Below are 18,347 nucleotides of genomic sequence, written 5' to 3' on the forward strand. Positions count from 1 at the left end.
TCCGGCGGTGATCGATGTTAGGAGGTGACCGCGGGCTCGGCCACCTATTCGACAACGATTCGTCGGGAGATGAGGTATCGCCCCGGGCCGCCGGACCCCGATGGCTCAGCCGGTGATGGCGACCGGCGCGTCCCAGGCGTTGCGGTCCACCGTGATGGTGTAACTGCCGCGCTTCTCCTTGCTGTTGACCATGTACTGGTGGGCGCGGCTGTGGTTCGTGTAGAGCGACTTGGACCACGGCCAGTCGGAGGTGGTCGTGTTCACCTTGTCCCACTTGGCGTACCAGAGGTTGCCCGGCAGGTCGGTGCGGTCGGTGGCGGTGGCGATCGCGGCGGCGCTGGAGCTGGAGAAGCCGTAGTAGCCGGCCCGGTAGATCTTGCCGCGCAGCACCTTGTCGAAGGCGCGGACGTAGCTCAGGACCGCCTTGTTGCAGGAGCTGTTCGCGGTGTCGTACGGCTCCATGTCGAGGTAGATCGCGCTGCCCGTCCTCATGCCGAGCGCGGCCGCCTTCGCCACGGCGTCCTTGCCGTCGGCGGTGCCGAGGGTGGCCGCGTTCGAGGTGGTCATCTTCTCGTTGCGGGTGCCGGTCTGGCAGGGCGGCTGGGCGCCCACGTACAGCGGGATGAGCTTCCAGCCCTGCGCGCTGACCGTCTTGACCCAGGAGGCGGTGAGGTTGGGCTGGGCGCAGCCTCGGTTCTTGCCGCCGATGTAGACCGCCGCGGCGCCGTAGAACCCGGTGTCCCAGGCTTTCATCGCGGCGGCCGAGGGGGCCGTGCAGGTGTCGAAGGCGCGGCCGGTGAAGGTCTTCTGCGCGGGCCAGGTGGTGGCCGCGGACGCGGTGGTCGCGGCGAAGGCGCCGCCCGCGACGACGACGGCCCCGGCCGCGCCCCAGGCGAGGTAGCGGTTGCGCTTGGAGAGTCTGTGGCTCCCGGTCCCGGACATGCTGATCCCCACCCAGTAGAACGTGATTCCCCGGCGCCGAGTGCGCCGAGGAGATCATGACAGGTGACATGCCAAGGGCACGCAAAGAAGAGCCCCGGAAGCGTCAGCCCCTGACCTGTCCCAGCCACTGGAGGGTGCGGCGGACCTCGGAGGGGAACGGGTGGGCCGGGCCGTGGATCCGCTCCGCGTCGTGCAGCAGCCGGACCAGGGTCTCCTGGGCGGCGCCCCGGTCGCCGACGGCGAGCAGCAACTGGCCGATGCGGCGCCGCACTTCGAGGGCGAGCCGCAGGTCCGTGGTCGCGTACTGGTTCTCGTAGTACGGCAGCAGGGAGCGGTACTCGGCGAGCGCCGCGGCCGGTTCGCCGAGGGCTTCGAGGCACTGGGCGGCCTCGTAGCGGAACTGGAGGGACTGCGGGTCGGCGTGGCCCGCCTCGGCGGCCCGCTCGTCGGCGAGGCGGCGCAGCTCGGGCAGGGCGCGGCGGTACTGGCCGTCGTCCATGAGGGTGGCCGCGTACTGCTTGCGCAGGGTGCGCACGACGGGCGAGTGCTCGCCGTGCTGGGCGGCCGCGGCGGGCAGGATCGCGCCGAGGATGTCGACGGCCTGGGTGATGCGGCCCTCGCCGAGGAGGCGCTTGACCTCGTCGACGGCGCGGGCCACGTCGGGCCGGTCGCCCTGGACGTCGGAGCCCGCGGGCTGCGGCGCGGGCGTCACGGCCCGGTCGGGCCACGGGGCGTGCGGGCGCAGGAAGGGGCGGGTGGGGTCGAGCGGACGGCCGGTGGGCACGCCCCGCGCGGGCAGCAGCGGCAGCAGTTCCTCGTACGTCTGCTGGGCGGACGCCGGCCGGTGCTGCGGGTCCTTCGCGAGCAGCCGCAGGACCAGCTGCTCCAGCGCCTCGGGCACCTCGGGGCGCAGCTGGCGGACCGGGACCGGGGACTCGTACAGATGGCGGTGGAGGATGCCGAGGGCGGTGGTGCCGGCGAACGGGACGTCGCCGCTGAGGAGTTCGTGCAGCAGCACCCCGAGCGCGTACAGGTCGGTGTACGGGCCGACCGCGCCGCCCATCGCCTGCTCGGGCGCCATGTAGGCGGGCGTGCCGATGGGTGAGCCGGTGTGGGTGAGGCGGGTGGTGTCGGTGTCGAGGACGGAGGCGACGCCGAGGTCGAGGACGGTGACGGTGCCGTCCTTCTTCACCATCACGTTGCGCGGCTTGAGGTCGCGGTGGACGATCGGCACCGCGTGCACGGCCGACAGTACGGCGCACAGCTGGGCCGCGACCGAGACCGCCCACGGCCACGGGTAGGGGTCGTGCTCGGCGAGGTGGTCGGCGAGGTCGGAGCCGTCGACGTACTGCATGACGAGGTAGAGGAACGAGGCGCCGCCCGGGGTGTCCTCGGTGCCCGCGTCGTGCACGGTGACCAGGCCGGGGTGGTCGACCTGGGCGGTGACGCGGCACTCGCGCAGGAAGCGGCGGCGCAGCTCCTCGGCCTCGGCGCCCGCGACCCGGTCGGGGCGCACCAGCTTCACCGCGACACGGCGGTCCAGGCGCTGGTCGTACGCCGTCCAGACCTGGCCCATGCCGCCCTGGCCGATGAGCGAGGAGAGTTCGTAGCGGCCCGCGACGAGGTGGCCGCCAGTGGCGGGAAGCCCAGACGGAACGGACAAAGGGGTCACCGACCGCCGTCCTGCTTGCGCAGGTAGTCGCTCAGCTCGTCCAGCTCGGCGCGGACCTGGTCGATGCGCTGCGGGGGCTGGCCCTGGTTCTGCGGCGGGACCGGCGCGGGCGCCGGGCCCGGAGTCTGGGTGGGCATGGTGTGCGGGGGCAGCGGCACGGTGGGCTGCGCGTACGGCTGGGGCTGCTGGGGCGGGTAGCCGTAGCCGACGGTCGGGGCCGTCGGCGGGTACGGGCCCATGGGCGGACGCGGAGGCGTCTGCAGGCGGCGTATGTCGTACAGGATGAAGTGCACGGCGCTCGCGGCGGCGATGATCAGGACCAGGGCGAGCGCGACGTCCGTGCGCGGATCCGCCTCCGGCAGCGAGCCGACGACGGCGAGCAGAGCGAGCGTCAGGGGCAGCGCGACCCAGGCGAGGACCCAGTCGAGCGCCTTGCCGCGCAGCATCGCGATGCGGAACAGCGGGACGCACGCCAGCAGGCCACAGCTGAGCACGGACAGCACGGCGAACAGCACCCGCAGGGTGATGACCGTGCCGTCGTTGCGCGAGGGAGGTGCCGCGCCGGGCCCGTACATGGTTGCTCCTGGATCGCTCGTCGTGCCGGTCCCGTCGAGCGTATAGGCCGACTGCGACAACTGGCCCCGGGTTGTACCGAACCGTTGCGGACCTGCGCGGAGCCGTGACGTTCACTCCGGCGCGAGCGTGCCGTCCGTCAGGCCGTCGTGGAGTCCCTGGACGAGCTGTTCGCCGAGCCGGGACGCGAGCCGCAGCGCGTCCTCGAAGGCGGCCAGCGCCTTGAACCGTTCGCCGTATCCCGCCTGTTCGGGCAGGGGCAGCCGGGGCAGTTGCAGCCGGCGCACGTCGAGCCGGGTCGCCGTGGAGGCATAGCTGCTGGCCTGCCGGTTGTTGGCGGTGGAGCGCAGGAACCCGGCGAGGAACCAGGGGTCGAGCGCGGCCGGGTCGGGGCGCAGCAGGGCGAGGCCGCGGCCGAGGGCGGCGCCCTCGGTGGCCCCGTCGACGACGCGGGCGGTGGCGCCGCCGCCGACGACGGGCACGACGACGTCCCCGGCCCGCAGCAGGAACGGCTCGTCGTCGCCGCTGAAGATGCCGGAGGGGGCGGTGCCGGCGAGCACGTCGTGGTCGGTGAGGACCGGGACCGCCGCGCGCGCGGGGCCGCCCGAGCGGGAGTCGGCGCCCGAGGCGGCCGGGGTGCGCATGAACAGGGCGCCCGCGCGCGCGAGTTCACCGATCGTGGTCAGCGGCCAGCGGGCCGGTTCGGCGGCGGGGACGGCGGACTCCGGGGTGAGCCTCGTGGTCAGGCGCAGGGTGCCGGCGAGGTCCTCGCGCACGGCGGTCAGCTCGGCGGCCCCGCCCCCGCCCGCGGCCGGCGGGGGCAGCCGGCGGGCGGGCGCGAGGTCGACCTCGTCGTCGAGGAGTTCGATGACCGGCACCGAGCGGGCCACTCCGGGGCGCTCCTCCAGCGTTCCGGCGCGGTCGAAGGCGTGCCAGGCGTCGAGCACGGCGTCCTGCACGGCGGCCCACGCCTGCTTCTCCCGTACGTCGCCGGGGGCGGCCAGCGAGGTGGTGTCGACGAGCAGCAGTTCGGGGGCGGGCCCGGACGACCCGGCGGGCCTGCGCAGGACCCACAGGTGCAGCGGGATGTTGTTCGGCGGGACGGCGCCCGCGGGCAGCGCGATCACGGCGCGCAGGGCGCCGCGGCGCAGCAGGTCGGCGCGGATGCGGCGGCCCGAGCGGCGGGAGGCGACGGTGGGCGGCATCAGCAGGACCGCGGTGCCGCCGTCCCTGAGGCGGGCCAACGCGTGCTGCACCCAGGCCAGTTCGGACTCGGTGCGGGCCGGGAGGCCGTACTCCCAGCGCGGGTCGTAGGCGAGTTCGTCGTGGCCCCAGCCGCGCTCGTTGAACGGCGGGTGGGCGAGGACCACGTCGGCCGTCACGTCGCCGAGCGCGTCGGCGAGCAGGGTGTCGGCCGCGGCGGTGCGCACGGTGGGGCCCGCGCCCTCACCGGCGGGCCCGTCGAGGGCGAGCCGCAGGGCGGTCAGCGCGGCCAGTTCGGGCGCGGAGTCCTGGCCGTAGAGGCGCTGTTCGGAGCGGGCGCCGTGGGCGCGCACGGCGTGCAGCAGGGCGCCGGTGCCGCAGGCCGGGTCGAGGGCGGTGGCGGCGGGTCCGGCGAGGGCGGCCATCAGGGCGGCCGGTCCCGGCGGGGTCAGCGTGTACTGGCGCGGGTTCGCGTCCAGGTGGCGGCCGAGCAGGAACGCGAAGGCGCGGCGGGCGCCGGTGTCCGCGGCGAGCTCGGCGGCGCCGCGCAGCAGCGGCACGGACGGGAGGAGGGCGGCGGACTCCGGGGTCGCGAGGGCCCGCCCCGCGGGCGTCCCGAAGCGGGGGGTGAGGACGCCTTCGAGCGCCGCCGGCAGCCGCTCGGCGAGGCCGCGGTCGTCCGACGTGGCGCTCAGGGCGAGCCATTCGGTGGGCCGGTCGTGCACGAGCAGCAGGACGCATCCGGTGTGCAGCAGCGCGGTGACCGGGCCCGCGGGGTGTCCGGCGAGCTGCTGCCAGACGCGCTCGCGCAGCGGCACCTCGGCGAGCTTGCCCTGGTCGCGCAGCCACTCCTCGACCTCGGCGAGCGCGAAGGAGGGGCTGGTGTCGGTGCCACCCACGGGCTTGGGGAAGTCGGCGTGCCGGCGCCGCCAGTTGGAGACGGCCGCGCGGCCGACCCCGGCGAGCCGGGCGATCCCGGCGGCCGTCACCTCTGTCGCGTTGTCCTGCACCGCTGCGGCTCCCCTCGTGGCATGACGCGTACGCCGTGGCACGGCGTGTACACCCGACCCTACCGACCTCCACCTAAGAACCGCATTCACAGGTGTTCACAACACAAATCTTGTGTACGCGGTTGACTCGGTTCACAGTTGATGGTGTTCTTGACCCAGCCAACCGCCGGATACACGGAAAGCCGGGGGGAGGTTGGCATCTCTCATCACGGAGGAACTGTCATGTCTCAGACCCAGCCCCAGCAGCACCCGCAGTACCCGCCGTTCCAGCAGCCGCAGCACCAGCCCCAGCAGGCCGCGCGGAACGGGCTGGGGACGGCGGCGCTGATCCTGGGCGTCATCGGCGCCCTGTCCGGGGTGATCCCGTTCCTGTTCTGGCTGGCCGGCATCCTCGGGGTGATCGCCCTGATCCTGGGGCTGACGGGCCGGTCGCGCGCCAAGCGGGGCGAGGCCACGAACAAGGGGGTGGCGCTGGCCGGCGCGATCCTCGGCCTGGTCGCGATGGGCCTCGCGGTCTTCGGCGCGTACACGACGTTCAAGGCGGTCGGCGACGCGGTCGACGAGATCAACAAGTCGGTGTCGGACACCAAGGCCAAGGGCACCGAGCCCAAGGGCAAGGCCGACGGCAAGGCGGGCGCGGGCAAGGGCGACAGCAAGGACAAGAACGACAAGCCGGCCGCGGGCAAGACGCTCGACGCGGGCGACTCCGTGATCTACGACGACGACCTGACGGTCGCGGTGTCGAACGCGGTGACGTTCAACCCGAACGCGTACGCCGTGGGCCACACCAAGGGCAACAAGGCCTACAAGGTCACCGTCACGGTCACCAACGACAGCAAGGCGAAGTTCGACGCGACGCTGCTGACCGCCGACGCCCGCGCCGGCAAGGAGGGCGTGACCGCCGAGGCGATCTTCGACGACAAGGTCGGCGCGGGCTTCAACGGCACGATCCTGCCCGGCAAGAAGGCCACGGTCGTCTACGCCTTCGACGCCCCGGCGGACGCCAGGAACCTGACGGTCGAGGTCACGCCGAGCTTCGAGTACGACGGCACGCAGTGGGACCTGAAGCTGTAACCCGCGAAGCGGCCCGAGGGGGGCGACCGGTGCGGCACGCGCTCAGAGCGCGTGCCGCACCCATACGTTCGGCTCGACGTAGACGGCGTTGTCGCGCTCCGGCGCGCAGTGCACCGGGACCAGCGCACCGGGCACCTCGACCGGACCGGCGGTGTCGAAGGGCAGCCCGGTCCACCGCCGCCACTCGTCCAGCGACCCCGACACGGTCATCGAGGCGGGCGCCACCTTGTCGATGACCCCGCCCGCGCGGACGTGCACCCGCAGCCAGGGGTCCTCCGGCAGCCCGTCGGACGCCCGCTTCCGGTACGCGTACTCGCTCATCAGGGCAGCGGACTCCTGGTGCTTGGCGCTGGGCCGCACCGGCGCGACGACCTCGCCGAAGCCGCGCGAGCGCGCGTTCTCCCGCATCGCCGCGAGCATCCGCCCGGACAGGCCGCGGCCCAGCATGCGCGGCACGACGGTGATCTCGACGGCGCTGACCGTGTCGGCCTGCACACCGTGCCGCAGATCCGAGAACGCCCACTGGACCACCCGGTCCCAGCCGCGGTCCGGCAGCACTCCCCCGCGCCCCTCGACGTGCTGCGCGAACGGCACGCTGACGCCCTTCACCACCACGTCACCGGCCTCGTCCGTGGCGACCAGGACGTACTCGGGGAAGTCGGCGGCGATCCGGCCCATGAAGGACCAGCCGACCGCGTCGTGCTGCACGAACACCGGCCAGGTGTCCTCCATCGTCCACATCGCGTCGCGCAGTTCGGGCCGCTCGGCGAGCGTCGTGATGGTCAGGTCCGGGTCGGCGCTCATGTCGTACGTCTCTCAGGAGCGGCTCAGCGGGCGTGGAAGCGCGCGGGAGCCTCGGTGGGATTGCCGCCCGAAGGTAGCTTCTGGTCCGGGCACCCGGTCAACACCTTTTTCATGGCGTCGCGCTCGGCGCCGGTCACCCACAGCCCGTACTTCTTCTTCACGGCGACCTGCCCGGCGACATAGGTGCACCGGTAGCCCTTGTTCGGCGGCAGCCAGGTCGCGGTGTCGCCGTCGCCCTTGCTGCGGTTGGGGGTCGCGTCGACGGCGAGCAGGTTCAGCGGGTCGTTGGCGAGCGCGATGCGCTTGCTCGGGTCCCACTTGAAGGCGCCCTTCTGCCAGGCGTCGGAGAGCGCGACCAGATGATCGATGTCGACCTTGCTGCTGCCGCGCTTGAAGGTGACGTCCTTGCCGCTGTACGGGTCGGGGGCGAGCGAGCCGCCGGCGACCCTGCACTTGCCGTCGGTGAACCGGACGTCCTTCAGGTCGCGCTTGAGGATGTCGTCGCGGGTGTCGCAGCTGTTGGAGTCGGTGTCGGCCCAGGCGGTGCCGAATCGTTCCCGCGCGTAACCGGTCTTGGGCGCCCGCCCCTTGACGGTGAGCTCGTCGACGGCGGCCAGCGCACTGCCCGCCTTGCCCTGCGCCCCGGCCCCCGGGTTCCCGCTCCCGGTTCCGTCCCCGCCCTTGTCCAGCTCGGCCTTGCAGCCGGTGACCGCCACGGCGGCCAGCACGACGGCCACCACACCCCGCCCCGCGCCTCGCATCACGACACCCCTCCCACACGCATCCATTTGTTACCGGTTGAGCCGGTTCACGGTATCGAATGCCCCGCGCGAGCCAGGGAATGCGGGGCGCCCGGGCAGCCCTTCCGTCGCGTCACCCGTTTCGCCGATCCGTCCACGGAACCCTCCGAGTACGCTGGCCGTACGCGCCAGACTCCGTCGCATGGGAGCGCTGATGAGCACCGCCGCCGACAACGAGCCGCAGCAGACGCCGCCGGAGCCCTCGTGGCCCACGCCGCCGCTCGGGGGCTGGACGGCCGACGACCTCGACACGATTCCGGGCCTCCCTCCGCACACAGAGATGATCGACGGAGGACTGTTCCTCGTGAGTCCGCAGACCAATTTCCACATGCTCACCCTGCGCCTGCTGGAGCGTGCGTTCGAGGATCAGGCACCCGAGGATCTGCTGGTGGTCCGCGAGATGACCACGAAGATCGACAAGCGCAACCGTCCCGAGCCGGACCTCATGCTGGTGCCGGACGAGGCCTTCACCGGCCCCTCCCAGACCTGGTACTCCCCGTCCGACATCCTCCTGGCCGTCGAGATCGTCTCCCCCGACTCGGAGGAGCGCGACCGCGAGATCAAGCCCCGCAAGTACGCGGGCGCCCGCATCCCCCACTTCTGGCGCGTCGAGGAGAACGCAGGCCTGCCCGTCGTCTACGTGTACGAACTCGACCCCGCGACCAACTCCTACGCGGTCACCGGCATCCACCACGACCGCCTGAAGGTCACCGTCCCCTTCACGCTCGACATCGACCTGACGCCGCGCCGTCGGCGCGCGGCGTCCGACTGACAGCCCGGCGTCACGACCCCAGGATCGTCGTCAGGAACTCCCCGACCCAGGCCAGCAGTTGGCGGCCGACCAGTGGCTTGCCGCCGACCTTGGCCGTCTTCGGGCGCGGGACGAGGATCTGGTGGGTGGCCGGCTTGATGACCGTGCCGGGGTAGAGGCGCTTCAGGCGGAGTTCCTGCGACTCCCGCAACTCCACCGGCGCGAAGCGGATGTTGTTGCCCTGGAGGACGATCTCGGCGACGCCGCAGGCGCGGGCCAGCATGCGCAGGCCCGCGACGAGCAGCAGGTTCTCGACCGGTTCGGGCAGCTTGCCGTAGCGGTCGGTGAGTTCCTCGCGGACGTGGGTGACGTCCTCCTCGGAATTCGCGGAGGCGATGGAGCGGTAGGCCTGGAGGCGCAGCCGCTCCCCCGGCGCGTAGTCGTGCGGGACGTGCGCGTCGACCGGCAGCTCGATCTTCACCTCCAGCGGCGGCTCCTCCTCCACGCCGCCGTCCAGCGAGGCCCGGTAGTCGGCCACGGCCTCGCCGACCATGCGCACGTACAGGTCGAAGCCGACGCCCGCGATGTGGCCCGACTGTTCACCGCCGAGCAGATTGCCCGCGCCGCGGATCTCCAGGTCCTTCATCGCCACGTACATGCCCGCGCCCATCTCCGTGTGCTGCGCGATGGTCGCGAGGCGCTCGTGGGCGGTCTCCGTCAGCGGCTTCTCCGGCGGGTACAGGAAGTACGCGTAACCGCGGTCGCGGCCACGGCCCACCCGGCCGCGCAGCTGGTGCAGCTGGGACAGGCCGAAGTTGTCGCCGCGCTCGACGATCAGCGTGTTCGCGTTCGAGATGTCGATGCCGGACTCGACGATCGTCGTGGAGACGAGGACGTCGAACTTCTTCTCCCAGAAGTCCACGACCACCTGTTCCAGAGCCTGTTCGGACATCTGGCCGTGGGCGGTCGCGATCCGCGCCTCGGGCACGATCTCGCGCAGCCGGGCCGCCGCGCGGTCGATGGACTCGACGCGGTTGTGGATGTAGAAGACCTGGCCCTCGCGCAGCAGCTCGCGGCGGACGGCCGCGCCGATCTGCTTCTCCTCGTACGGGCCGACGAAGGTGAGGACCGGGTGGCGCTCCTCGGGCGGCGTGGTGATCGTCGACATCTCGCGGATGCCGGTGACGGCCATTTCGAGCGTACGGGGGATGGGGGTCGCGGACATGGTCAGCACGTCGACGTTGGCCCGGAGCTTCTTCAGCTGCTCCTTGTGCTCGACGCCGAACCGCTGCTCCTCGTCGACGATGACCAGGCCCAGGTCCTTGAACTTGGTCTCGGAGGAGAAAAGCCGGTGCGTGCCGATGACGATGTCGACCGAGCCGTCGCGCAGCCCCTCCAGCGTCGCCTTCGACTCCGTCTCCGTCTGGAAGCGGCTCAACGCCTTCACGCTGACCGGGAATTGGGAGTACCGCTCGGAGAACGTGCCGAAGTGCTGCTGGACGAGGAGCGTCGTGGGCACGAGGACCGCGACCTGCTTGCCGTCCTGGACCGCCTTGAAGGCGGCGCGCACCGCGATCTCCGTCTTGCCGTAGCCGACGTCGCCGCAGATCAGGCGGTCCATCGGGACCGTCTTCTCCATGTCGTCCTTGACCTCGGCGATCGTGGTCAGCTGGTCGGGCGTCTCCGCGTACGGGAACGCGTCCTCCAGCTCCCGCTGCCAGGGCGTGTCCGCGCCGAAGGCGTGCCCGGGGGCCGCCATGCGGGCCGAGTACAGCTTGATGAGGTCGGCGGCGATCTCCTTGACGGCCTTCTTGGCGCGCGCCTTCGTCTTCGTCCAGTCGGCGCCGCCGAGCCGGTGCAGCGTCGGGGCCTCGCCGCCGACGTACTTGGTGATCTGCTCCAGCTGGTCGGTGGGGATGTACAGGCGGTCGCCGGGCTGGCCGCGCTTGGCGGGCGCGTACTCGACGACGAGGTACTCGCGGGTGGCGCCCTGGACGGTGCGCTGCACCATCTCGATGTAGCGGCCCACGCCGTGCTGCTCGTGCACGATGTAGTCGCCGGATTCGAGGGTGAGCGGGTCGATGGTCTTGCGGCGCCGGGCGGGCATCCGCTGCCCGTCCTTGCCGGCGGTCCTCTGCCCGGTGAGGTCCGTCTCGGTGAGGACGGCGACCTTCAACTCAGGGTGCACGAAGCCGAATTCGAGGCTGCCGCAGGACACCTGGACGACGGAGGGCGCCAGGTCGCCCAGGTCCTTCTCCAGGCGGGCGGCGATGCCCTCGCCGCCGAGCACCTCGACGGTGCGGGAGGCGGGGCCGTGCCCCTCGGTGACGTAGACCGCGCGCCAGCCGTCGGCGAGCCAGCCCTTGGTGTCGGCCAGGGCGCGGGCCGTGTCGCCCCGGTAGGTCTCGGGGGCGTGCAGGCCGAGCTGGAGCGTGTCCGCGTCGAGCCCGGCGGCGTCCGCGGCGAACGGCGACACCGACCACCACATCATGCCCAGCTCGCGGGCCCGCTCCCGGACGTCGGCGATGGAGCGCAGCGAGGCCGCGCCCACGTCGATCGGGGCCTCGCCGCCGGTCGCGGACGCCGCCCAGGACGCCTGGAGGAACTCCTGCGAGGTCGCCACCAGGTCGGCGGCCCGGGTGCGCACCCGCTCCGGGTCGCAGACGACCGCCATGGCGCCCTCGGGGAGCACGTCGAGCAGCAGTTCCATGTCGTCGACGAGGACGGGAGCGAGTGACTCCATGCCCTCGACGGCGATGCCCTCGGCGATCTTGCCGAGGAGTTCGCCCAGCTCAGGGTGTTGTTCGGCCAGCTCGGCCGCTCTGGCGCGCACGTCGTCGGTGAGCAGCAGCTCTCGGCAGGGCGGCGCCCACAGGCCGTGCTCGGCGACCTCCAGGGAGCGCTGGTCGGCGACCTTGAAGTAGCGGATCTCCTCGACGTCGTCGCCCCAGAACTCCACGCGCAGCGGGTGTTCCTCGGTCGGCGGGAAGACGTCGAGGATGCCGCCGCGCACGGCGAACTCGCCGCGCTTCTCGACGAGTTCGACGCGGGCGTAGGCGGCCGCGGCGAGCGCTTCCACCGTCTCGTTCAGATCGGCGGACTCGCCGGTGCGCAGCGCGACGGGCTCCAGGTCGCCGAGGCCCTTGACCTGCGGCTGGAGCACCGAGCGGATCGGGGCGACGACCACCGAGACCGGGCCGGTCTCCGGGTCGTCGGCGCGCGGGTGGCGCAGGCGGCGCAGCACGGCGAGGCGGCGGCCGACGGTGTCCGAGCGCGGGGAGAGGCGCTCGTGCGGCAGCGTCTCCCAGGACGGGTACTCCACGACGCCGTCGGCGGGCAGCAGCGAGCGCAGCGCCGCCGCCAGGTCCTCGGCCTCGCGGCCGGTCGCGGTGACGGCGAGCACGGGCCGCTTCGCCTCGCGGGCGAGCGCGGCCACCGTGAAGGGGCGGGACGCGGGCGGGCCCACCAGATCGATGTGCATGCGGTTGCCGTCACCGGCGGCCTTCACCGCTTCGGTGAGGGCCGCGTCCTTGACGACGGCGTCGAGCAGTCCGTGCAGGCTCATGGGGGCCTTGGCCTTTCCCGTCCGGGGTGGGCAACGCAAAGGGCCCGACACGTCTCACGGGCCGGGGTTCTCCAGAGTACGTCGCCGGACGGACAGCCGCCGGACAGGGCCGCGGCGGCCCCCGGCCCGGGGCCTAGCGGAGACCGGGTGGCGGGCCGATGGGGCGGTGGGCGACGGTGAACGCGGTGAAGTCCGCGTACTGGGTGCGCGGGGTGGCCCAGCTGGGGTCGCCGCCGCCGAAGAACGTCGAGAAGAAGACCCCCGCGATGCGCAGCTCGTCGGTGGTACGGAACTCCAGGCCGTCGCGGTCCAGCACCCGGCGCCCGTCGAGGTCCACGGTGACCGAGCCGTCGCGGCGCCCGGTGCGGTTGAGGACCACGGCCTGCTCGACGCAGGTCCAGCGGCCGACCGGCCACGACCAGGAGCCGCGGCCGAGCGAGGTGCCGTGCACCTTCGAGGTGGGCAGGTACGCGTACACCTCGCCGCGGCCGCCGGAGCGCCACATGTAGCGGGTGGACAGGCCGTCGGTGCCGTCGGGGATGCGCCCGCCGCTGGTGTCCGTCCCCCCGTACAGGCCGGGCAGCTTGCCGCCCTTGACGAAGTCGAAGCCGGCCGGGAAGCGCAGGCAGTACCGCAGGTGCAGCCGGTCGACGGGCCCGGAGCGCAGCGGCAGGTAGAGCTGGACGCCGCCCTGGGGCCGGTCGTAGGTGCGGGCCACCGTGGGGCTGGCCGAGCGGGCCGGGTAGCGCACCCGCAGGACCGGGCCCGGCACCGGCCCGCCGCCGGTCAGCAGCTCGGCCCGGTCCAGGCCGAACGAGCCCGTGTGCCGGGCGCTGACCTGCGCCCCGAAGAACCCGGCCACGGCCCGCGCGCCACCGGTGGGCGGCGGGCCGGTCGGGTCGGCGCGGGTGGGCACGGCGGTGCGCGGCGGGTCGTCGTCGCCCGAGCCGGACGAGCACGCGCCGACGAGCACCGCCCCGGCCGCGGCGGCTCCCGCCGCCATGAACTGCCGCCTGCGCATCGCTGCCCCTCTCTGGACCCCCGTTCTCTGCGCCCCGTTCCGCGTGCTCCCGTCCTTCGTACGCCGTTACGCGGTGTTGCGGACATGGCCCGCGACCCGTGGTGGCGCGGTGCTGCGGTGCCGGACCTGGTGGACGGTCTGCAGCAGCGCCGCGAGGCCGAGCGCGACCAGTGCGGCGAGGCCGAGCCAGGGGAAGGGCGGCAGGCTGATCTCGGTGGCGCCGTGCCGGCGCACCGAGCCGTCCCCGGAGAGCGCGACGGCCGCCCGCACCCGGGAGTCCGTCAGGTCGAGGCGGGCGCCCGCCTCGGCGTCGACGCCCTTGCGGCGGGCCAGCACGTCCAGGCCGACCGCGGTGACCCGCGCCCCCGGGGCGAGGTGCACCCCGCGGCGGGCCCCGCTGACCGTGAGCCGGTCGAGGCGGGCCGAGCCGCGCAGGTCGACGGCGGTCTGGGCGCCGGTGACCGAGCCGCCGGTGACCCGCAGCCCCGGTGACGCCGAGGACAGGCCCTTCACGGCGGTGCCGCCGATCCGCACCCCGGTCAGGGACACGCCCCGGGTCGTCCCGGACGCGGTGATCCCGAACCGGCGTGCCTGTACGTCCAGGCCGCGCAGCGCGACCGGTCCGGCCCGGCCGCGCACGGCGATCCCGGTGACGCAGTCGTGGAGCACGGTGCCGTCGACGACGACGTGTGCTCCGGCGACCTCGACGGCGCGGGCGAAACCGGCCGCCCGGCCGCCGCGCACGGTCGCGCCGTCGATGCCCGCGGCCAGCGAGATTCCCGTACCGCTGCCGTCACCGGCCAGGTCGGGCTCGCTCACCGTCACCCGGGAGCCCGCCCCGAGCACGGCGAGCGCCGCCGGGGTGCCGCGCACCACGGGCCCGCGGACGGTGCAGGAGGCGCAGGACATCAGCCGGATGCCGCCGCCTCCGTCGCCGTACGCGACCGGGTCGGTCAGGGTGAGGCCGCGCTGGGCTGTCGTCTTGATGCCCGTGCCCCGGTTGGCGCGGGTGGCGACGCCGGCCAGGACGCGGCCGTCGGTGCCGCCCACGACGACGCCGTGCCGCCCGCCGGCCACGGCGGACAGGGCGCGCACGGTGGTGCCGCGGTCGCCGTTCAGGACCACGCCGTCCCCGGCCGACCCGGTCACGGTGACCCGGTCGAGGCGGACCCCGCGGGAGCCGGTGAGGCGCAGTCCGGTGCGGTTGCCGCGGAACGCCGAGGCGACGGCGCTGCCCGTGCTGTCCCGGCCCCAGGTGATCCCGGACCACGCGACGGGGCCGGGGCGGCCGAACCCGGTGACGTTCGAGTGCACGATGTCCATCCGGCCGCCCGCGCCCATCGCCAGATAGGGCCGCCCCGGGCCCGGGCCGGTCGAGCGGAGGGTGGCGCCGGTCAGGTCGAGGACGGCGCGGGAGCCCTTGATCCAGGTGCCGGACGCGGCGGTCCGTCCCGTGGTGAGCAGGACGGTGCCGTCGGCGGGCCGGATCTGCAGGGCGCTGCCCGGCGCGAGCAGGATCGCGGCACGCACCCGCATCACGGGGTGCCGTCCCGGCTCGTACGTGATCCAGCCCGCCCCCGCGTTGGCGGAGAGCCAGCCCGGGGTGACGGCGCCGGGCCCCGGATACAGCCGCCGCACCACGGCCCCGCGCCGCACCAGGGCGACGGTGCCCGGCCGGAGCACGACCAGCCGCTCGGGCCTGCCGTTGCGCGTCCAGGCCGCGACGTCCGGATCCCGCCCGGCCCGCGCGGCCTCGGTCCGGCCCGGGGCCGGAACCTCGGGGGCCCGGGTCGGCGCCACCGGCACCGGCGTCGGCACCGTCGGAGCCGAGGTGGGCCTCCCGGGCCCCTTGCTCGGAGCCCGCGTCGGCAGAGCCGGAGCGGACGAGGTCGGCCGCCGCGTCGGCTCCACCGGCGCCGGGGTCGGGGGCCCCGGATCCACCGTCGGCTCGACCGGCGCCGAGGTCGGAGCCGGTGTGGGTTCCACCGGCGCCGAGGTCGGAGCCGGCGTCGGTTCCACCGGCGCCGAAGTGGGCGCCGGCGTGGGCTCCACCGGCGCCGAGGTCGGAGGCCCCGGATCCACCGTGGGCTCCACCGGCGCCGAGGTCGGAGGCCCCGGATCCACCGTGGGCTCGACCGGCGCCGAGGTGGGAGCCTCCGTCGGTTCCACCGGCTCCGAGGTAGGAGCCTGCGTCGGCTCCCCCGGCTCCGAAGTCGGAACCCCGGGCTCACCCGTAGGCTCCCCCGGCCCCCCGGTCGGATCCCCCGGCTCCTCTGTCGGCGGCACCGGACCCGAAGTCGGCCCGCCTGGGCCCTCTGTCGGCTCGCCCGGCCCCGAAGACGGCTCACCGGGATCACCCGTCGGCACCCCCGGCCCCGGAGCCGGTCCGTCCGGATCGCCCGGATCACCCGGGCTCCCCGAAACCCACGGCGCCCCGGCGAGCGCCGTCACCCCCGGCGACACCACGCCCGGCACCACCACGGGCGCGGCCAGCAGCGCGGCGCCCACGAAGCCGAGCGCAGCGTTCCGCAGGGCCGCACCCGGGGAAGCGCCCCGACAGGGGCGCGGGGAACTGCGCGAGAAGCCCCACCGGCCGTCGGCCGAGCGACAACCCGTCACACGCCCGGAGTACCCACGACGCCCCCTCACGCCGCCGCCCCCGCCCCGGAGGACGGCGCGGGCTCCTCGGCGGCCTGCGCCGTGCGGACCACGACCCCGTTCTCCACCGAGACCTGCCGCGTGAGCCAGCGCTGGCGCCGCACGGTGAGCAGGGCACAGATCTTGATGAGGGCCATCAGGAACGACATCACCACGAAGCCCGGCACCAGGAAGAACGACGTCGGACGACGAACCAGGTGCGGCAGCATCTTCATCGAGCGGCTGACCCACCACCAGGCACCGAGGCAGGCGACGAAGAACCAGTCCTGGCGGACGATCGCGTACGTCATGAAGAACGGCGACAGCAGCAGGGTGAAGCTGCTGACACTCTTGTCGATCATGCTGTAGGCGAGAAACGGGTGCCGCCAGACCCAGCGCCGCGACAGGGCTCTCAGATCGGAGCGCCAGGTGTTCCGGGCCCAGCGCAGCCGCTGCTTGCAGAAGACGCGCAGGGTGCCGGGGAACGTCGACCAGACCCGGGCGGAGCGCTGCATGTAGGTGCGGTGCCCGCGCTCCAGGATCAGCGTGGTCAGCCGCTTGTCGTCGCCGGACATGCACGGCACCCCCATGAACGTCTCGCTCATGAAGTCCGCGGACACCTCCAGGAGCAGGGCGCGCCGGTAGACGGCGGTGCGCCCCGACAGACAGGAGACGGCGCGGCCGAGGACGGTCTGGGCGGCGTTCTCGTCGAAGTACCGGTAGTCGAGGAACATGTCGTTGACCCGCTGGAGGAACCCGCGCGGGTTGTAGACGTTCTGCCGGGTGCCGACACCGCCGACGCGCGGGTCGGCGAACGGCCTGCGCACCTCGGCCGCCACGTCGTCGGCCCAGATCGTGTCGGAGTCGACCAGCGCGACCAGCTCCGACCGGCAGACCTCCCAGCCCCGCCGCAGCGCGTCGCGCTTGCCGGGGACGTCGGTGACGACGACCGTGACCGGGTAGCCCTCCGCCACCCGGCGGCAGACGTCGTCGGTGACGTCGACGACCAGGACCACCTCGTCGACCTCGTTGGCCAGCCAGGACTCGATGGCGAGGCGGAGGATCTCCGGGTCCTCCTGGTAGACGGGGACGACGACGCCGAGCGAGGCCTTGAAGTCGCCGCGCGCCGGCCGGTACAGCGCCGCGGGCACCCGCCGCAGCAGCCAGGAGGCCCAGCGGACCAGGCCGATGATGCCGAGCGGCAGGTAGACGAGGTAGTAGCGGAGGTCGACGAGCGCGCTGTCGAAGAAGTCGAGGAATCTGCTCATGATCCGTGTCCGCCTTCGTGGTGAGACCGCGCGGGCGGCGGTCAGGGCCGGCCGAGACGGGAGGCGGACAGCACCTCGTTGACCCTGACGACCGCCGTGAGCAGGGGCATGTCGACCCCGAGGCCGTCGGCGAGCGCGAGGAACCCGCGGGTGTCCTTGGGCAGGCAGACTCCGCCGTACGGGCTGCCGCCGCGGATGCCGTAGTACGGGTTGTACGAGGCTTCGGCGGAGCGGGCGACGGTCTGCGCGATCGGGTCCAGATCGAGGCCGAGAGTGCGGCTGACCAGCCACATCTCGTTCCAGAAGCTGATCTTCGTAGCGTTGTAGATGTTGTGGGCGCACTTCACGAACTCAGCCTCGGCCGGGTCGGTGAAGAAGCGGATCTCGCCGCCGAACGGGGCGAGGAGCGCGGCGAGCCGCTCGCGGGTGCGGGTGCTGCGGGAGGCGATGACCGTCATCCAGGGATGGCGAAAGTCCTCGACGGCGGAGGCGGCGCGCAGGAACTCCGGGTTGCTGGCGAGCGTGAAGTCCTCGCCGGACGTGCGGCCCGAGTACTTCTCCAGGAGCGGCTTGACCAGGCCCTCGGCGGTGCCGGGCGGCACGGTCGAGCGGACCACGACGACGTGCGGGTTGGTGGCGTCGGCCAGGGCCCGGCCGACCGCGGCGCTGCCGTCCTGGAAGGCGGTCAGGTCGTAGCCGTGGCCGGTGCTCGGCGTGGGCAGGGTCAGGAAGATGAACGCGTCGGGCGCTCCCTTCAGGTCGAGCGAGTCGTGGGCGTCGAGTCCCTGGGACCGCAGGTGGTCCAGGCGGTGGGCCGACACGTCGATGAAGGTCACGTCGTGGTCGGCGCGCAGCAGGCCCTTGCCGGTGGCGGTGCCGACGACGCCGGAACCGACGATGAAGATTTTTGGCATGGTGAGCTCGTCTCCCGGTCGAATGCGCGGCCCTCGGGTCCGCGCAGGCGAAACGTCACAGGAATGCGCCCACGGCCGGCCTGAAAAGGCCCGCGAAGGGCCTGGAAGGACCG

13 protein-coding genes are annotated in these 18,347 nt (G+C 73.4%); 2 read left to right on the forward strand and 11 right to left on the reverse strand.

The window, feature by feature from the left end:
• Positions 1-105: 105 nt before the first annotated feature.
• From ABII15_RS16185 to ABII15_RS16200, 4 genes are all read right to left on the reverse strand, one after another.
• A complete protein-coding gene (locus ABII15_RS16185; RefSeq protein ID WP_353943027.1) occupies positions 106-942 on the reverse strand; it encodes a glycoside hydrolase domain-containing protein in 837 nt (278 codons plus the stop codon).
• A gap of 103 nt (positions 943-1,045) precedes the next feature.
• The gene (locus ABII15_RS16190; protein ID WP_353943028.1) at positions 1,046-2,605 is read right to left on the reverse strand and encodes a serine/threonine-protein kinase; all 1,560 of its coding nucleotides are present in this window, start codon (positions 2,603-2,605) and stop codon (positions 1,046-1,048) included.
• Positions 2,606-2,610: 5 nt separating this feature from the next.
• Positions 2,611-3,189 (reverse strand): hypothetical protein, encoded by a 579-nt coding sequence (locus ABII15_RS16195; RefSeq protein ID WP_353943029.1) that lies wholly within the window; start codon positions 3,187-3,189, stop codon positions 2,611-2,613.
• Between the two features lie 111 nt (positions 3,190-3,300).
• Positions 3,301-5,400 (reverse strand): N-6 DNA methylase, encoded by a 2,100-nt coding sequence (locus ABII15_RS16200; protein WP_353943030.1) that lies wholly within the window; start codon positions 5,398-5,400, stop codon positions 3,301-3,303.
• Between the two features lie 222 nt (positions 5,401-5,622).
• Here ABII15_RS16200 and ABII15_RS16205 point away from each other — a divergent pair, with 222 nt between their 5' ends.
• Positions 5,623-6,474 (forward strand): DUF4190 domain-containing protein, encoded by an 852-nt coding sequence (locus tag ABII15_RS16205; RefSeq protein ID WP_353943031.1) that lies wholly within the window; start codon positions 5,623-5,625, stop codon positions 6,472-6,474.
• 42 nt (positions 6,475-6,516) lie between these two features.
• On the opposite strand, the gene ABII15_RS16210 is transcribed toward ABII15_RS16205, so the two are convergent.
• Together ABII15_RS16210 and ABII15_RS16215 are read right to left on the reverse strand one after the other, a co-directional pair.
• A complete protein-coding gene (locus ABII15_RS16210; protein WP_353943032.1) occupies positions 6,517-7,278 on the reverse strand; it encodes an N-acetyltransferase in 762 nt (253 codons plus the stop codon).
• A gap of 23 nt (positions 7,279-7,301) precedes the next feature.
• Positions 7,302-8,039 carry an HNH endonuclease family protein gene (locus ABII15_RS16215; RefSeq protein ID WP_353943033.1) on the reverse strand — a complete coding sequence of 246 codons (738 nt, stop codon included), beginning with the start codon at positions 8,037-8,039 and terminating at the stop codon, positions 7,302-7,304.
• A 193-nt stretch (positions 8,040-8,232) separates the two neighbouring features.
• Between ABII15_RS16215 and ABII15_RS16220 the strand changes: the two genes are divergently transcribed.
• The gene (locus ABII15_RS16220; protein WP_353947082.1) at positions 8,233-8,850 is read left to right on the forward strand and encodes a Uma2 family endonuclease; all 618 of its coding nucleotides are present in this window, start codon (positions 8,233-8,235) and stop codon (positions 8,848-8,850) included.
• A gap of 10 nt (positions 8,851-8,860) precedes the next feature.
• Here the strand turns inward: ABII15_RS16220 and mfd are convergent, their stop codons facing one another.
• The 5 genes from mfd to ABII15_RS16245 all read right to left on the reverse strand — a co-directional run bounded on the left by mfd (position 8,861) and on the right by ABII15_RS16245 (position 18,234).
• Positions 8,861-12,394, reverse strand: coding sequence for a transcription-repair coupling factor (mfd, locus tag ABII15_RS16225; RefSeq protein ID WP_353943034.1), 3,534 nt, complete (start codon positions 12,392-12,394; stop codon positions 8,861-8,863).
• Positions 12,395-12,527: 133 nt separating this feature from the next.
• The gene (locus ABII15_RS16230; RefSeq protein ID WP_353943035.1) at positions 12,528-13,415 is read right to left on the reverse strand and encodes a polysaccharide lyase; all 888 of its coding nucleotides are present in this window, start codon (positions 13,413-13,415) and stop codon (positions 12,528-12,530) included.
• A gap of 66 nt (positions 13,416-13,481) precedes the next feature.
• Positions 13,482-15,233, reverse strand: coding sequence for a right-handed parallel beta-helix repeat-containing protein (locus ABII15_RS16235; RefSeq protein WP_353943036.1), 1,752 nt, complete (start codon positions 15,231-15,233; stop codon positions 13,482-13,484).
• Positions 15,234-16,060: 827 nt separating this feature from the next.
• Complete coding sequence (locus ABII15_RS16240; RefSeq protein ID WP_353943037.1) at positions 16,061-17,320, reverse strand: glycosyltransferase; 1,260 nt, start codon at positions 17,318-17,320, stop codon at positions 16,061-16,063.
• A gap of 41 nt (positions 17,321-17,361) precedes the next feature.
• Entirely contained in the window at positions 17,362-18,234 is an 873-nt protein-coding gene (locus ABII15_RS16245; protein ID WP_353943038.1) for a 2-dehydropantoate 2-reductase N-terminal domain-containing protein, read from the reverse strand.
• Positions 18,235-18,347 lie beyond the last annotated feature (113 nt).

Source organism: Streptomyces sp. HUAS MG91, from assembly GCF_040529335.1.
Taxonomy (GTDB): Bacteria; Actinomycetota; Actinomycetes; order Streptomycetales; family Streptomycetaceae; genus Streptomyces; species Streptomyces tabacisoli.

Bases quoted from the DNA above. Each gene is read 5' to 3' on its own strand.
- ABII15_RS16185 (WP_353943027.1), bottom strand. From the start codon at position 942: ATGTCCGGGACCGGGAGCCACAGACTCTCCAAGCGCAACCGCTACCTC.
- ABII15_RS16195 (WP_353943029.1), bottom strand. From the start codon at position 3,189: ATGTACGGGCCCGGCGCGGCACCTCCCTCGCGCAACGACGGCACGGTC.
- ABII15_RS16205 (WP_353943031.1), top strand. From the start codon at position 5,623: ATGTCTCAGACCCAGCCCCAGCAGCACCCGCAGTACCCGCCGTTCCAG.
- ABII15_RS16210 (WP_353943032.1), bottom strand. From the start codon at position 7,278: ATGAGCGCCGACCCGGACCTGACCATCACGACGCTCGCCGAGCGGCCC.
- ABII15_RS16215 (WP_353943033.1), bottom strand. From the start codon at position 8,039: ATGCGAGGCGCGGGGCGGGGTGTGGTGGCCGTCGTGCTGGCCGCCGTG.
- ABII15_RS16220 (WP_353947082.1), top strand. From the start codon at position 8,233: ATGAGCACCGCCGCCGACAACGAGCCGCAGCAGACGCCGCCGGAGCCC.
- mfd (WP_353943034.1), bottom strand. From the start codon at position 12,394: ATGAGCCTGCACGGACTGCTCGACGCCGTCGTCAAGGACGCGGCCCTC.
- ABII15_RS16230 (WP_353943035.1), bottom strand. From the start codon at position 13,415: ATGCGCAGGCGGCAGTTCATGGCGGCGGGAGCCGCCGCGGCCGGGGCG.
- ABII15_RS16240 (WP_353943037.1), bottom strand. From the start codon at position 17,320: ATGAGCAGATTCCTCGACTTCTTCGACAGCGCGCTCGTCGACCTCCGC.
- ABII15_RS16245 (WP_353943038.1), bottom strand. From the start codon at position 18,234: ATGCCAAAAATCTTCATCGTCGGTTCCGGCGTCGTCGGCACCGCCACC.